Source organism: Shewanella gelidii (assembly GCF_014647855.1).
Taxonomy (GTDB): Bacteria; Pseudomonadota; Gammaproteobacteria; order Enterobacterales; family Shewanellaceae; genus Shewanella; species Shewanella gelidii.
Genome location: NZ_BMPZ01000010.1, coordinates 124,692 through 139,724, shown reverse-complemented (window position 1 = coordinate 139,724; position 15,033 = coordinate 124,692). Strand labels below are relative to the sequence as shown.

Sequence of the window (15,033 nt, the reverse complement as noted above, 5' to 3'; positions counted from 1 at the left end):
TAGAGCTTCATTTCCAGGCGCCTAATTATTCTCGTAAGAGTGAGTCTCCTAGCCTTGACAAGTTAGCGACTTTAAAAGAATTTAGGCTTCGGTCTAAAGGAGCGGTAGTTCAGTTGGTTAGAATACCGGCCTGTCACGCCGGGGGTCGCGGGTTCGAGTCCCGTCCGCTCCGCCAACATAAAGAGAAGGCCTCTGCAGCAATGCAGAGGCCTTTTTCGTTATATATGCGCTAGTATGCTTATAGAGTACGCATTTCAATAAATGAGAGTATCTTCCTCGTTTTAATCAGAAACAGAACTATAAATCACAGCACTGACGGCTTCGTTTTACATCGAAACGTCTTTGATGTATTAATGCATCAACTCGACTACCATGATTAGAACATGCGCAGCTTTGCATATTTAATGAGACATGCTGGTACAGAATGCTTGCTGAAGATATTGTAAGATCACAGGAATAATAATGAATTGCCGATTGGGTTGTGGTGCTTGCTGCATTGCGCCATCCATTACTAGCCCTATTCCTGGTATGCCCGATGGAAAGCCAGCTGGCGTTCGGTGTATACAGTTAAATGAAAACAATTTGTGTTTGATTTTTGGCCAAACCAATCGACCAGAAGTGTGTAGCGCATTTCTCGCAACAGAAGACGTTTGTGGTCAATCAAATGAAGAGGCGATGTGGTTGATTACGACGCTTGAGTCTCAAACTGGAAACTAGAGGGTAACTAATGCAATTAACTCGTTATACAGATTTTGGTATTCGAACTTTAATGTACTTGGCGGTTCAACCCGAGCGTGAGACATTATTTCGAATTGCTGAAATCACAGAAGTATTCGATCTTTCTGCAAATCATGTTTCTAAAATTGTTCATCATTTAGGTAAGCTTGGTTATTTGGAAACGATTCGCGGTAAAAGTGGTGGTTTCCGCTTAGGTATGCCCGCAGAACAAATCAATATAGGTGCTTTAGTTCGTGAGCTTGAAAACTCTCTTGCCCCGATTGATTGTAGCAAACCCCACTGTCGCTTTATGCCTTCTTGCCAGTTAACCGGGGTTCTTGGTGAAGCGGTCGCTGCCTATCTTGCAGTGCTTGACCGACATAGCTTGCTGGATATTGTGAGTAACAGAAAAGAGCTATTGAGCTGCCTACCAGACGAAACTATTTCAGTCTTGCAGTTGGGCTAGCCCCTTCTTTTTTCGCTAAGCTTATTGGCAATAAGCGTGAGGTTGGAACCAGTTTGATTCCTTGCGCTTGTAAGCGCGGCAAATTGGACTTTAAGAATCGTATTGTTTCTGGGTAAGGGTGTGCAATGGCCACGACCTCGCCTTTTTGATGTGCCATCTCTATCAACTTCTTAAACTGCTTTTCTAACCCCTGGTGTGTTGTGTCGTTATCTAAAAATAGTTGTCGACGGAGTAATGGCACGCCGAGCGAGTCAGCTGCGCTGCCAGCTTTGGTGTAGCGCGTGGTAACACTGTCAACAAAATAGGCTTGATGCTGTTTAAGACTTTCCATGACCCAATACATGGGCTCATTGAGCTGAGTTAATAAACTCCCCATATGATTGTTTGCACCTTTGGCATAGGGGATATCGATAAGTGCTTGAGAGACTTTTTGCTTCACCTCTTGCTCGTTCATGTCGTTGCTCAGTCCACCCGGGCCCATTTTTTTACCATTGAGGGCTTGCATAGGAAGGTGCAACATAATCTCATAGCCCTCACCATGTGCTTTGCTGGCAATGTCTTTACCAAGTGGCGTATAAGGTAATACAGAAAGGGTAATATTCGAGGGCAAAGAAAGGGCCGCAATATCTGATTGTCGATAACCGATATCGTCAATGATAATTGCGACCTGTGCTGCATATGCTGTTGGCAAACTAACGACTAATAAAATTAAAAAATAAAATAAGCGCACAAATTTTTCTTTTAGTTATTGGTTTCCATCCATGCAATTGCGCTATTAATAATTTTATCTTTGGCAATATCATCATGGGGCGATGTGTTGCCGATTATAGACATATTATTTAGTTCAGTGACAGCCTCTTGTGCTATTTTTATGTCCGGTTCGATACCTTTGCTGTGAATGTCGATGCCTTTGGGGGTATTGTACTTAGCAATCGTTAGTTTGATTGCATTGCCATCAACTAGCGTTGGGATCAAACTTTGTACCGTACCTTTGCCAAAACTCTTTTCACCGAGCAAAACTGCTCTGCCATTATCCTTGAGCGCTGCTGCTAGAACCTCAGACGCAGATGCTGACCCTTTGTTAATCAAAACAACCATAGGTACATGAGAGAACATGCTTTGAGGCGAGGCGAAGTAGTCTGAGTTGGAATCAAATACCCTGCCTTCAGTAGAAACGATGCGGCCACGGTCTAAAAAGATATCAGCGATTTGAACCGCTTGATCTAACAAGCCGCCAGGGTTATTGCGAAGATCCAAAATGATGCCTTCCATAGGCAGCAGTTGCCATTGCGACAATTGTTTCATCATGTCTTGGGTGGAGTCTTCTTGAAAACTGCCTAAGCGAATGTAACCAATGTTGTTTTTAAGCACTTCTGCTGTGACAGACTTTACTGAGATCACCGACGGCATTAGGCTCACGTCAAAATCACTGTTTCCCCGCTTAATATTCAATGCGATGGGAAGGTTGTTAATACTATGGTTCTTAATATCAGCAAGAATTTTGGCCAAATTTGACTCCGTAACGTCATCTTCATTGAAACGGACAATTTGGTCACCAGGTTGAATACCCGCTTGATGGGCGGGTGAGCCTGCGAAAGGAGTCACTATCTTGATCTTGTTATCGTCGGTTGCGATTTCAAAGCCAAAACCAAAGTACTCGCCACGATTTGAGTCTTGCAGATTCGCTAAATCCTGATGACTTAAATAATTGGAATATGGATCAAGATGATCGAAGATGCCTTGAATCGCAGCTTGTACTAATTCTTCTTTCGTGACTTGCTGAACGTAATAGGTTTCAACGGTATCAATAATATCTACCAGTAACGGGTAGGTATAATGATCGTCGAATGACTTGGTGCTTTCCTTGCTATATAAGGTAACTGATAGTCCTAGGATCAGCCCCATACCCACACAGGATATATAACGCAACAATTTAGCCATAGCCTTACCTTAGTGAAAGGGGCTATTTTCTCCGGCAATACTTTGCAGGATCGACTGCTTGCCCCTTATGTCTTATTTCAAAGTATAGGCTAGGATGTGAGAGTCCACCGGAAAGTCCAACCAGTGCAATAGGTTCCCTCTTTCTAACGATGTCACCAGAACTTCTTAAAAGGGCTTGTGCATGCCCATAAAGGCTCATATAGCCTCGGCCATGGTCTATTACGATGACCATACCAAAACCCTTCAACCAATCCGCGTAAATCACTTTTCCATCGGCAATCGCATAGACGTTTTGCCCTTCTGGGGCGGACATGCTAATACCCTTCCATTTCACTCGACCACTTCGTGAGCTCCCAAAGCTATTGCGAATGCGGCCACGGGTTGGCCAGGCAAGCTTGCCGCGATAACTCGACAATCCAACCAATTGGGGGTTATCTTTGGCTGATTCTAAAGCTTGTTTCACGATACGTTTTAAACTGGCTTCTTCAATTTGTAATTGTTCTAGCGCTTCGTTCTTGCTGGTCAACGTTCGTTGTAATTGCACTTGGGTTTTTTGGCGTTGCGCTTTTTCATCGCTGAGCTTCTTCGCTTGTTTTTGTTGTTCTAGAACTGCAGCGTTGAGCTTATTTTGTGTTTCAATCGTGGATTGAGTGACCGCTTTAATGTCACTTTGCGTTTCTTTTAGCTGAGTAAGCGCCTTCATTCGCGCCTTGTTTAGATATTGATAGTACGTCAGCATCCGCTCGATGGTTGAAGGGTTTTGTTGGTTTAACAACATTTTTGTGTAGTCATGGTTACCGGCAAGATAAGCACTTGATAGCTGCTTCGCGAGAGTTTTCTGCTGGGAGGCTTCGAGCTTTTCAAGTCGAAGAGACTCTTGATTGAGTTGCTGAAGCTTTTTCTTGCTGGCCGCAAGCTGACCTTTAAGCTGGTTTATTTTTTTGGCAGCTTTTGCGATTGCTTGCTCATCATGTTTGAGCAGTGACAGGAGTTTCTTCCGTTGCTTGCTAGTGTCATTCAGGGCTTGGCGTTGCTGGCTGATTTGCGCTTGAATTGATTTAAGCGCTGAGCGCCGCTCTTCCAAGCTCTTACCTTGCACAGCAAAAGAGAGCATTATTGAAAGCAATAGAAAGCCAGCAACAATGCTGGCTTTATAAACTCGTAGTGTGCTCACAATCAATCTCTATCCTTATTCAACAAAGACAACTCGTTGCGAACACTATGCTGGGTTTAACCTTTGAGTTCAACCAATGGTTTACCAGTCATTTCTTCTGGTATTGGTTGTCCCATCAGGCTTAGCATGGTTGGTGCAATGTCGCTTAAGCGTCCATCTTGTTTGATGCTTGCTTCGCGGCCCACATAAATGAGTGGTACCAATTCACTGGTATGCGCTGTATGTGCTTGACCTGTTTCAGTATCAACCATCTGTTCAGCGTTACCATGGTCTGCAGTGATAATACATTCACCGTTGACCTTGTCCAGTGCTTCAATAACTCGACCGACACAAGTGTCGACCGCTTCACATGCTTTGACCGCAGCGTCGAAGTTACCAGTATGGCCTACCATATCACCATTTGGATAGTTACAGATAATTACATCATAATCTGTCGATTCAATCGCTTCGACGAGTTTATCCGTCAGTTCCGCTGAGCTCATTTCTGGTTGTAAATCGTAGGTCGCAACTTTCGGGGAGTCGATCAGTTTACGTTCTTCGCCACGAAATGGTTGTTCTTTGCCACCATTGAAGAAGAAAGTCACATGAGCATACTTTTCTGTTTCAGAGATACGTAGCTGCGTTTGACCATTGTTTTGCAATACCTCTCCCAGAGTGTTCACTAGGTCAGTAGACGGGAAAGCCACAGGGGCATCAATATCCGCCGCATAATTGGTCAGCATGACAAAGTTCACTTTGGGCGTGACTGCTCTTTCGAAGCCATCAAAGTCAGAGTTCACAAAACTACGGGTGATTTGACGAGCTCGGTCCGCGCGGAAGTTCATAAATATAAGTGCATCATTGTCTTGTAGCGTTGCAACTTCACCTTGGTCGTTTGTAATTGCTGAAGCACCTACAAATTCATCATTCTCGTCTCGGGCATAAGCTGCTTCAAGTGCGTCGACAACATTATCGTACTGGTAGCGGCCTTTACCCTCGGTGATCAGTTGGTATGCCTCAGTAACACGCTCCCAGCGGTTGTCTCGATCCATAGCATAGTAGCGCCCTATAATTGATGCAATTTGACCCGTGCCGAGCTCTTTAAATAACGCATCAAAATGAACCAGGCTTGCTTTGGCACTGCGCGGAGGTGTATCTCGACCATCAAGGAAATTATGTAAGTAAACACGCTTTGCGCCGCGGCTAACGGCCATACGGCACATGGCTTCAATGTGCTCTTCGTGGCTATGTACCCCTCCTGGTGACATAAGGCCCATGATGTGAACCGCACCATCAGCGGCAATGGCTTTATCAACCGCTTCAATAAACGCAGGGTTTTGATCAAATTCACCATCATGAATGGCTTTGCTGATCCGAGTTAACTCTTGATAAACAACACGGCCAGAGCCGATATTGATATGGCCAACCTCAGAGTTGCCCATTTGTCCATCTGGTAGGCCAACATCTAAACCTGAGCCTGAAATTAGCGTATTTGGGTGATTGGCATAAAGCCGATCTAGAACAGGGGTTTTGGCATGAAAAATAGCATTTTTGTGCGTATCAGTGCGATTACCCCATCCGTCTAGGATCAGCAGCGCCAGAGGGCGTTTGGTTGCCGTCATGAATGGTACCTCAAAGTTTAAAAAGAAATGTTGAAAATGAAATTGCTCAAATTTTACTATGCAGCGCAGCAGGTATAAAGGTATTTAGATTGATGATGGTGTCAAATTTGGTAATTTTATTTCATTTTGTGGCTGTTTAGTGTGCCCTGCTGCTGTTTTAAGAAACTAGAGTTGTTTTCTGACTACATTTTATCTCATGAATGCGGCGGTGACTTGGCCTTGATCCCCACAAAGGTTTTGATGAATTTATGATGTGATTCATCTTACTTGTCCTCGCCTCAATCCAAGGGCGATAACTTGCTGCAATCTAATTAAGCAATGGTTATACTCTGTGCCCTTATAGAATTTTAGTGCGACAAAACAGGCAGTTTAACATGCAAGAATATTTTGACTTTCTTCAAGCGAATCCCGTCCTCAGTTTAGCGTGGGTTGGTTTGTTTATTGCGCTGATTATCAGCACTGTGAAATCAAACCTTTCGAAAGTAAAGGGTGTGACCCATCAACAAGCCACACAGCTTATTAACAAACAAGAAGCCAAAGTGGTTGATGTTCGTGCTCAGGATGCGTTCAAAAAAGGTCATATTGTTGGTGCAGTGAATGTACCGTTATCGGATATCAAAAATAATCAAATCCCTAGCCTTGAAAAGCACAAAGCCAGACCCATTATATTGGTATGTGATGCTGGCGTGACGTCTTCGCAAGCTGGTCAGTTGTTAGTGAAGCAAGGCTTTGAAGATGTAAATAATCTGAAAGGCGGCATGAACGATTGGACTGCAGCGAACTTACCCGTATCAAAGCGTAAGAAGTAGCAGCAATCGGTGTCGTTTGCTTTTGCCACACTTTATTGATTAGAGTGTAGCGCTAACTAAATAGATGCAACCACTGGATTTGACCACTTCATTAATAAACACTTGTGTTATTGATTGGATTGAGTCAGCGCAGTAGAGCGTAAAATTCTGACCTAAAAAGTGGGTCAACAACATTTGAAAGTATAGGAATAATAAAATGGCTGAAGAAGTAGCAAACAACGAAGCGCAAGGTCCACAGTTCAACATTCAACGTGTTTTCACGAAAGACGTTTCTTTCGAAACACCAAATAGCCCTGAAGTGTTCCAAAAAGAGTGGAACCCAGAAGTGAAGCTAGACCTTGATACGCGCAGCAACAAACTTGCTGACGATGTGTTTGAAGTGATTCTTTCGCTAACGGTGACTGCTAAAAATGGCGAAGAGACTGCTTTCCTATGTGAAGTTCAACAAGCAGGTATTTTCTCTATTACAGGCCTAACTGAGCAGCAACTTGCTCACTCTCTCGGTGCATACTGTCCGAACATTTTGTTCCCATATGCGCGTGAGACTGTTGGTAGCCTAGTTGCTCGTGGTACGTTCCCACAGCTTAACCTAGCACCAGTTAACTTTGACGCACTATTTGCACAATACGTGCAACAGCGCCAAGAAGCTCCAGAACAAGCTGACGCTTAATCTGTTATGAATAACACTGCCGATATTACGGTACTGGGGGCGGGCTCTTATGGCACCGCCCTTGCCATATCTTTAGCGAGTAATGGCCATAAAGTCCTGATATGGGGTCATGAAGCTGATCATATGGCGCGCTTAACCGAGCAGCGTAGTAATGAAGAGTTTCTGCCCGGCATCTCTTTCCCTGAGACACTGACGCCCGAAGCCGATCTTGCTACAGCACTTGCTGCGAGTAATAACGTGCTTGTTGTGGTGCCAAGCCATGTATTTGGTTTGGTGTTATCGCAAGCAAAGCCTCTATTGCGCCCAGACTCGCGAATTGTATGGGCAACCAAAGGGCTTGAGCCTGAAACCGGCCGCCTATTACAAGACGTTGCGAAAGACATCGTCGGGGATGCGTATCCATTGGCAGTGATTTCTGGCCCCACGTTCGCTAAAGAACTTGCGGCAGGGTTACCCACTGCAATCTCAGTCGCTGGCACCCAAGAAGCATTTACACAAGATCTAGTTGAACTACTTCATAGTCCAAGTCGCCTTCGTGTATACGCTAATGAAGACTTTATTGGTCTGCAGTTAGGTGGCGCCGTGAAAAACGTGATTGCCATTGGTGCGGGCATGTCCGATGGGATTGGTTTTGGTGCAAATGCCAGAACCGCATTAATTACTCGTGGGTTAGTAGAGCTTTCTCGCTTAGGTGAAGCGCTTGGTGCACAAGGCTCAACCTTTATGGGGATGGCCGGTCTAGGTGACTTGGTGCTGACTTGTACTGATAACCAATCGCGCAATCGTCGTTTTGGCTTAGCATTGGGTAAAGGCAGTGATGTTGATACCGCTCAGATTGAAATTGGTCAAGTGGTCGAAGGGTATCGCAACACCAAAGAGGTATATACACTGGCAAAGCGCCTTGGGGTTGAAATGCCAATCACCGAGCAGATATACCAAGTGTTATATCAAGGCAAAGCGCCGTTAGAAGCTTCAAAAGAGCTTTTAAGCCGTAAGAAAAAGTCTGAAACACCGACGAGTTAATCGCGTAGGGTGTGGCGGTAAACAAAGGGTGCTAAAATAGCGCCCTTTTTTGTGTCTACTGATTCATCCTGTTTGTTGACGATTTGAGGAGAGGGAAGTGAAACATCACGATGTCATAATCATTGGTGCGGGTGCTGCAGGGCTCATGTGTGCTGCAACTGCAGGATATCGCGGTCGTGATGTACTAGTGCTTGATCATGCGAAGCAAGCTGGACGTAAAATTTTGATCAGCGGTGGTGGTCGGTGCAACTTTACCAATCAAGTTGTCGAGCCAAACAACTTTATTTGCGCCAACCCTCACTTTGTGAAGTCAGCAATTGCCCGTTATAAGTCAACTGACTTTATTGAACTAGTAGAGCGCCATGGCGTTGAATATCATGAGCGCGATCATGGCCAACTGTTTTGCAACGATTCAGCCAAGGATATTGTTCGTACCCTAATGACTGAGTGTGAGTGGGCAGGGGTAAAAATCCAATTGCGAACGGACATCTTATCGATTGCACAAGATGATCAAGGGCAGTATATAGTGTCAACTTCAAAAGGAGAATACCGGTGCCAATCACTGGTTGTGGCAACTGGCGGCCTTTCAATGCCAAAACTTGGCGCAACACCTTATGGTTATCAACTTGCGGAGCAATTTGGCTTAAAGGTTTTGCCAACGACTGCTGGGCTTGTGCCTTTTACTTGGCATCACGAACAAAAGCAAAGGTTTGAACCACTCTCTGGTATCGCAGTGCCGAGTACAATCACCGCAAAAAACGGTACCTCATTTAGCGAAGCTTTATTGTTTACGCATCGTGGCTTGTCTGGCCCCGCAATACTCCAAATCTCTAATTACTGGCGAGCTGGCGAGGCGATATCAATCAACCTCTTGCCAACTCAAAGTGCGCGAGAGCTGTTGGCGAATGCGACCCAGAAACATCCAAAACAGAGCCTTCGGAATACACTGAACCAATGGTTACCGAAACGCTTAGTGGAAATCTTATTTGAAGAAACGATGTTAAATAAGGCTTTAAATCAGTTGATTCATGCTGAAATAGACCAACTGGTAACAGACATACACCAATGGCAAGTTGTGATGAATGGTACTGAGGGGTATCGTACCGCAGAAGTCACCCTCGGGGGCATCGATACCGATGAGCTATCGTCTAAGACGATGGAGGCCAAACAGCAAAAAGGTCTATATTTCGTCGGAGAGGTAATGGATGTAAGCGGTTGGCTTGGCGGCTTTAACTTCCAATGGGCATGGAGTTCTGGCTACGCCGCAGGGGAAGTGGTGTAGTTGTAATCGTGGAGTTCGAACGAAGACCATTTGAACTCATCGAAGACAATCTTTGTGATTCACCTAGAGCGCAGCGAGCTAGGTTTTGCTTTCTACAAACTGCAAAACCTAGCGTACCGTTAAGCTGAGACTTAAAGCACCCTATGGCTGATAGTAGATTGGAGCGCTTGGGCCAACCGGTAAGTTAAAGCCAAACACCCACACATAAAACAACACAACCCAGCCGATAAAAAAGACAATGCTGTAAGGCAACATGGTGGCCACTAACGTGCCTATGCCCATGTTCTTTTGATACCGAGTAGCCACGGCTAAAATCAAGCCAAAATAACTCATCATCGGAGTGATTAAGTTGGTGACTGAATCACCGATACGATAAGCCGCTTGAATGGTTTCAGGGGCATAGCCGATGAGCATAAGCATAGGCACGAATATGGGGGCTGTAGCGGCCCACTGGGCTGATGATGAGCCTAGACTTAGGTTAATCAGTGCGCATAAGAAAATAAACCCGATAAAAACCTCAGGCCCGGTCATGCTTAGTGCCTGTAATGCCGCCGCGCCTTTAATCGCGATAATCGTGCCGAAGTTCGTCCACTTAAAGAATGCAACGAACTGTGCGGCAAAAAATACAAGAACGATATAAAGACCCATTGAGCTGACACTTTTGGCCATGGCATCAATAACATCTCTGTCATTTTTCATAGTGCCAACGACCCGGCCGTATACGAAACCTGGGATGGCAAAGGTAATAAAGATAAAGGCGACAATGCCTTTTAAAAATGGGGAACCAGCCACTAAGCCCGTCTCTGGATGACGCAGTACGCCATTTTCAGGTACTATGCTCAGCGCCAGTAGCAGACTCATTAAAACAAAAGTAAAAGCAGCCCACCTCAGCCCTTTTTTCTCAGTTTGCGTAATATGGTCAACGGTATTATCCGTCAGATCTACACTGGCTTCATCGGGGTCATACTTTCCAAGGCGAGGCTCAACAATTTTCTCGGTAACTACGGTGCCTAAAATAGCGATAAGAAATGTAGAAACCATCATAAAGTACCAGTTCGCCTCAGGGCCGACGACATAGTCTGGGTCTATCATTTGTGCTGCAGGGGTGGTAATGCCAGCCAGTAAAGGGTCGATGGTGCCTAATAATAAGTTGGCGCTATAGCCGCCTGAAACACCGGCAAAAGCTGCTGCCAGCCCCGCGAGCGGATGCCGGCCTAAGCTATGGAAAATCATAGCTGCGAGGGGGATTAATACCACATAACCAAGCTCTGAGGCGGTATTGGATAGAATAGCCGCGAGCACAATCATAAAAGTCACAAGGCGTTTAGAAGCTCCCATGACCATACTGCGCATGGTGGCGGATAACAGTCCTGAATGCTCTGCAACACTCACACCTAAAATTGCCACGAGCACAGTGCCTAATGGCGCAAATCCGGTAAAGTTAGTCACAAGGCCTGTGACAATTCGATGTAAACCCTCTACTGACATTAGGCTGACGACCTCAATGATGCCATCTGGGGCACGCCCTTTGGCGCCTAGGGGCCTTGGATCTTCAACACTTAGACCAAACCAATCTGCAACGCCGCTACCAAGGATGATCGCGACACAAAAAATAGCAAAAAGTGTTATGGGGTGCGGTAATAAGTTGCCTAAAAACTCTACTGTTGCCAGAAAGTGATTAAATAAACCGTTATTTTTATTGTTATTAACCTTTGAAGTCATAAAAACCAATCTCGATAAAACACAGACGATGAAAAACATAACACGGGCTGTGGTAACTCGCTAGTTTTGTGATGTATGTCACGTAATTGTGGGGGGAGTTTAGCTTTTGCTGATAGGACGCCATGTTGGAGTGCGCCTCGCTAACCGTGGATTATTGATTTGAATCGCAACTGGTGGTTTGTCGATGCCCAAACAAGGGACTAGGTCTGGTCATGATGTTGCTTAGATATTTGACCTGAACGTATTGTTGAACAGCGCTGGTTGGCAAAAGTTGTACTGAATCATTCCTTATTCATTTTATGCCACTAAACCCTGGCGGAAGCTGTCTAAGCCCGCCTCTAAGTTTTCAATGATCTCACCTGCTAATTTTTCCGGTTCAGGTCGGTTTTCTAAGTCAGTTTGAGCAAACAATTATGGTTATAAAAATTCAATATTTCTGCTCTCATTTTTAATCGCAGAATATATTTGTTGTCGTGGTTCACGTAACTCTGAGGCAATCTTTTAAAGTCTGTTTGTGTACTTAAAGGACTGCCGTCAGAGTTCAAGGGTTAAGCTTATTGCTGCACATGTTTTACAGCGTTGATTTCATGTTGCAAGAAGATAAAGCTAATCTTCATTTTGGTTGATGAGTTCAATGCTAAAGCCTGTTGGTGATTCATCATCAGTTTCAATGATCACGAATTGCTCTGTAGATGACTCATCTAAAATTAGCTCAAAGCTTGATAAGATGACATCGCTACTCTCTTGCTTCGCAACTGCGTACACCTGATAGGTATTATTGAGTAGATTAAGAGAATTTGAAGCGGCGTAACTTACGCTTAGGCTATTCGTTGCAGATTCGATCGTTTCATCACTACGAACAAAGTAGAATTTTATGGTGTTGAAATCATCATGATCCACAAGATTAACTAGAGCGATATTGTGGTCATACAGGCTATCGCTTTCATTATTGTTAATCACTAATGAGTTAATTGAGATTTCGATTTCGTCTACGAGTCCATCTCCGTCCTCATCGACATCACCATCGTTATCATGATCAACATTGTCCTCTTTAAGATAAAAGAAGACGGTTTTATTGGCGCCTACTGGAAGGGTCAAAAGGTGGTTTTTGAGGATGCGTTCTTCACTGCTTGAGATGGTCAAATCAACACTATAATCCCCTTTTTCTTGGGTAAGCGTCTGACTCATGTCCCCTGTCACCAGTCCATCAATTTCAGCTTGTTCATCATAGCCATTGAGATAGACATCGATTTGAGACGTATAGTTTTCTAGCAGATCGTGTTCCACAATGGCGTTGTAGACTCGAAGCTGTGTGGGAGAGTTGGTATCAAGGTACTCGATAGTGCGGGAGGTTGAGACACGATCCAGTGCGAAAGTTGATGCACTAGTAGACGTGTTTTGCCTCACAACCATGACGTACTGAGAAGAGTAGGCATAATCAATTTCGTCGGATTGGAACAACACGGTTTCGCTACCTGTTGCTGTGATATAAAAGATGTATTGGTCTTGTTCGAGCTTTTGATTATCAGATAGCTCATCTAAGCTATATTGGCCAATGAGGGAGGCTTCATTAAACGTTTCGTCTGATTTGGAAATATAAATGTCGATACCCGAACTGATAGGGTGTAAATTTAACACTCTGAAGTTAAATAGATCTTCGTCATCATCATTGTCATCGTCAATGACTTCAATATTATAAACCTGTGTTTTGGGTGCGGTAACATCATCGCTTAATACAATAAATTTGATCTCATCTTCTTCTATAGAAATCTGGCCTTCAGTAATGACTTCCAAATCATCCCGATCATCTGAGTCTTCGTCTTGCCACGCTAATTCATAAAAGTAGTCTGTATCCCCTAAGCTCTTGGCCGATGTTGCAACGCCATACTCGACCGCCGTATATGTCACTTCTACCTCATCATCATCGTCGTCATCTAAATCTTCATCGATGGTTAAATAGATTGCTGGGGCATTGGTTGAGCCATGATAAAACTGGACATATCCAGTGTCGCTATCGTCACTGCTTTCAGAGTCGCATCCAGTACATAACAAGATCGCTGATATCAACGCGACGTGAAGGTGAGTTATGGCGTTTTTTTTGAAGCTCATAATTTGTTCCATTTTATTGATGTTTTTTCAATATTGCGGCGCAATATTGGTCTTCAAAGCAGTAAATTTAAGAGGTTTACTGTTTTGAACTTCTGCAATAGGACAAATTGAATAACAAAAGTTCTGGTATGCATTCAAGCTTTGCAATTCTTTATCTTTTGCTGGCAAAAATTTACATAGGTGACATTTTTTTGCACATTTGCAAGGGGAAATAGGGGGGAGCAAGGTCAATTGGAGCGTGATTAACGTTAAGAGAACAAGGGAGCTACCTTGTGGTTGTGGGAGTGTTTTCTAACGATTTAACATTGTAAGCATATTGGCTTTGATATCAGAGCTTTGTTTTATTGTTCATAGAAAATAAAAAATTAAGCAAAAAGTCGGCTCATTGTTTATTTTTATCTGGTGATTAGCTCCTGATTATTACTTAACCCTCTTCTTTTTTACATCATCAAGCTTCAGCACGTATGCGTTGCGTCCTATTCCTTTAAACTCTTCATCGGTAAATATAATGGTGTTGTCATCGTAAAAAGTAACGGCTTCTTTTTGCGTGACTATACCGAGGTTGATTTGGTAGGCATTACCGGAAAAGAAATCATCACCTTGCCAGTTTTCAAATAGCCAAAGGCGTTGGGAGTCGAGTAAAATTAATTTGCTTCGATCGGGGCTAAGTGCGGCTGAAGTGATCCAGCATAAGTGCTTCATTGACGTGCAGGTCGTGAACTCAGAAACATATTGTGCTTGGAAGTTCGCAGCATGATCGCCAATTCGATACAGTCGGGTTTTACCATCAAAGGGCTTAGAACGGTTTTTTGAAAACAGATATAGAGAGTTTTGATAGTACACAAACGCTTCTAAATCGTAATGCTGATGCTCTACTGTGGTTGAGCGAGTGGCCTCTGGGTTAGTAAATTTGATGATTTCTGCAGTCGTAGTTGTCGTTTTTATATCGATAGGGTTTTCAATTTTGTAGATGGTTAACCAATCGCGGTTATTGCTGTTGTTGCCAAAATCGCCAATAAAAAAATGCCCAAAATCATCTTGGGTCATATCTTCCCAATCTAAATTTTTGGCATTACTGATGTGAATGCTTCGTGCAATCGAGCCATCTTTATTGATTTGGTGGAGCTGTGCTAAATCTCCGCCGTCGTTGATCGCCCAAAGCCGTTGATTTTTATCAAATTCAATGCCAGAAATTTCTTTGAGGTGAGCGTCAATGGTCACGAACTTTGTGGAATACAGCATCCAAACTTGCTCGATCACCCAAACGCTAAAGATTGCAGTGGCCACGAGGCTAAAAAGGGCCAATTTTTTTAATCTGGGCATGCGAAAGGCTTTTTACAATGATAAATAGAGGTTAATCATTGCATAGTCGGCGCGAAAACGACACTAGTCGAAGGGCGATTTATTATATGGATAATCAGAGTATTAATGATAATTCGGACCCTGCGTTCTATCGAGACGCTTCCGCTTTGTTGTGATTGAGAATATTCCTGCTGAAGCGAAATGGGCCAATCGCAAC

At 44.0% G+C, this 15,033-nt stretch carries 13 protein-coding genes and 1 tRNA gene; 7 read left to right on the top strand and 7 right to left on the bottom strand.

Features of this window, described 5'->3' with window-relative positions; translation table 11 throughout:
* Positions 1 to 98 precede the first annotated feature (98 nt).
* From IEY18_RS15185 to IEY18_RS15175, 3 genes are all read left to right on the top strand, one after another.
* Positions 99 to 175: transfer RNA gene (locus IEY18_RS15185), tRNA-Asp, on the top strand.
* A gap of 287 nt (positions 176 to 462) precedes the next feature.
* Positions 463 to 717 (top strand): YkgJ family cysteine cluster protein, encoded by a 255-nt coding sequence (locus IEY18_RS15180; protein ID WP_188922357.1) that lies wholly within the window; start codon positions 463 to 465, stop codon positions 715 to 717.
* A gap of 10 nt (positions 718 to 727) precedes the next feature.
* Positions 728 to 1,183 carry an Rrf2 family transcriptional regulator gene (locus IEY18_RS15175; RefSeq protein ID WP_188922355.1) on the top strand — a complete coding sequence of 152 codons (456 nt, stop codon included), beginning with the start codon at positions 728 to 730 and terminating at the stop codon, positions 1,181 to 1,183.
* Here IEY18_RS15175 and IEY18_RS15170 read toward each other — a convergent pair.
* Genes IEY18_RS15170 through gpmM form a run of 4 tightly spaced genes read right to left on the bottom strand, consistent with a single transcriptional unit; the run spans position 1,158 to position 5,899 of the window.
* Positions 1,158 to 1,913, bottom strand: coding sequence for a divergent polysaccharide deacetylase family protein (locus tag IEY18_RS15170; protein ID WP_188922353.1), 756 nt, complete (start codon positions 1,911 to 1,913; stop codon positions 1,158 to 1,160). The genes IEY18_RS15175 and IEY18_RS15170 overlap by 26 nt on opposite strands.
* A gap of 11 nt (positions 1,914 to 1,924) precedes the next feature.
* Positions 1,925 to 3,124 (bottom strand): S41 family peptidase, encoded by a 1,200-nt coding sequence (locus IEY18_RS15165; protein WP_188922351.1) that lies wholly within the window; start codon positions 3,122 to 3,124, stop codon positions 1,925 to 1,927.
* 22 nt (positions 3,125 to 3,146) lie between these two features.
* The gene (locus tag IEY18_RS15160) at positions 3,147 to 4,298 is read right to left on the bottom strand and encodes a murein hydrolase activator EnvC family protein (RefSeq protein ID WP_188922349.1); all 1,152 of its coding nucleotides are present in this window, start codon (positions 4,296 to 4,298) and stop codon (positions 3,147 to 3,149) included.
* Between the two features lie 56 nt (positions 4,299 to 4,354).
* Positions 4,355 to 5,899: a 2,3-bisphosphoglycerate-independent phosphoglycerate mutase gene (gene gpmM, locus IEY18_RS15155; protein WP_188922347.1), complete on the bottom strand. Its 1,545-nt coding sequence runs from the start codon at positions 5,897 to 5,899 to the stop codon at positions 4,355 to 4,357.
* A 374-nt stretch (positions 5,900 to 6,273) separates the two neighbouring features.
* Between gpmM and IEY18_RS15150 the strand changes: the two genes are divergently transcribed.
* The 4 genes from IEY18_RS15150 to IEY18_RS15135 all read left to right on the top strand — a co-directional run bounded on the left by IEY18_RS15150 (position 6,274) and on the right by IEY18_RS15135 (position 9,683).
* Positions 6,274 to 6,708: a rhodanese-like domain-containing protein gene (locus IEY18_RS15150; RefSeq protein ID WP_188922345.1), complete on the top strand. Its 435-nt coding sequence runs from the start codon at positions 6,274 to 6,276 to the stop codon at positions 6,706 to 6,708.
* 196 nt (positions 6,709 to 6,904) lie between these two features.
* The gene (secB, locus tag IEY18_RS15145) at positions 6,905 to 7,378 is read left to right on the top strand and encodes a protein-export chaperone SecB (protein ID WP_188922343.1); all 474 of its coding nucleotides are present in this window, start codon (positions 6,905 to 6,907) and stop codon (positions 7,376 to 7,378) included.
* Positions 7,379 to 7,384: 6 nt separating this feature from the next.
* Entirely contained in the window at positions 7,385 to 8,401 is a 1,017-nt protein-coding gene (gene gpsA / locus IEY18_RS15140; RefSeq protein WP_188922341.1) for an NAD(P)H-dependent glycerol-3-phosphate dehydrogenase, read from the top strand.
* A gap of 97 nt (positions 8,402 to 8,498) precedes the next feature.
* Positions 8,499 to 9,683 carry a BaiN/RdsA family NAD(P)/FAD-dependent oxidoreductase gene (locus IEY18_RS15135; protein WP_188922339.1) on the top strand — a complete coding sequence of 395 codons (1,185 nt, stop codon included), beginning with the start codon at positions 8,499 to 8,501 and terminating at the stop codon, positions 9,681 to 9,683.
* Between the two features lie 141 nt (positions 9,684 to 9,824).
* On the opposite strand, the gene IEY18_RS15130 is transcribed toward IEY18_RS15135, so the two are convergent.
* From IEY18_RS15130 to IEY18_RS15120, 3 genes are all read right to left on the bottom strand, one after another.
* A complete protein-coding gene (locus IEY18_RS15130) occupies positions 9,825 to 11,405 on the bottom strand; it encodes an AbgT family transporter (protein WP_188922337.1) in 1,581 nt (526 codons plus the stop codon).
* Between the two features lie 606 nt (positions 11,406 to 12,011).
* Entirely contained in the window at positions 12,012 to 13,514 is a 1,503-nt protein-coding gene (locus tag IEY18_RS15125) for a hypothetical protein (RefSeq protein ID WP_188922335.1), read from the bottom strand.
* A gap of 420 nt (positions 13,515 to 13,934) precedes the next feature.
* Entirely contained in the window at positions 13,935 to 14,837 is a 903-nt protein-coding gene (locus tag IEY18_RS15120; RefSeq protein WP_188922332.1) for a hypothetical protein, read from the bottom strand.
* Positions 14,838 to 15,033: the final 196 nt, after the last annotated feature.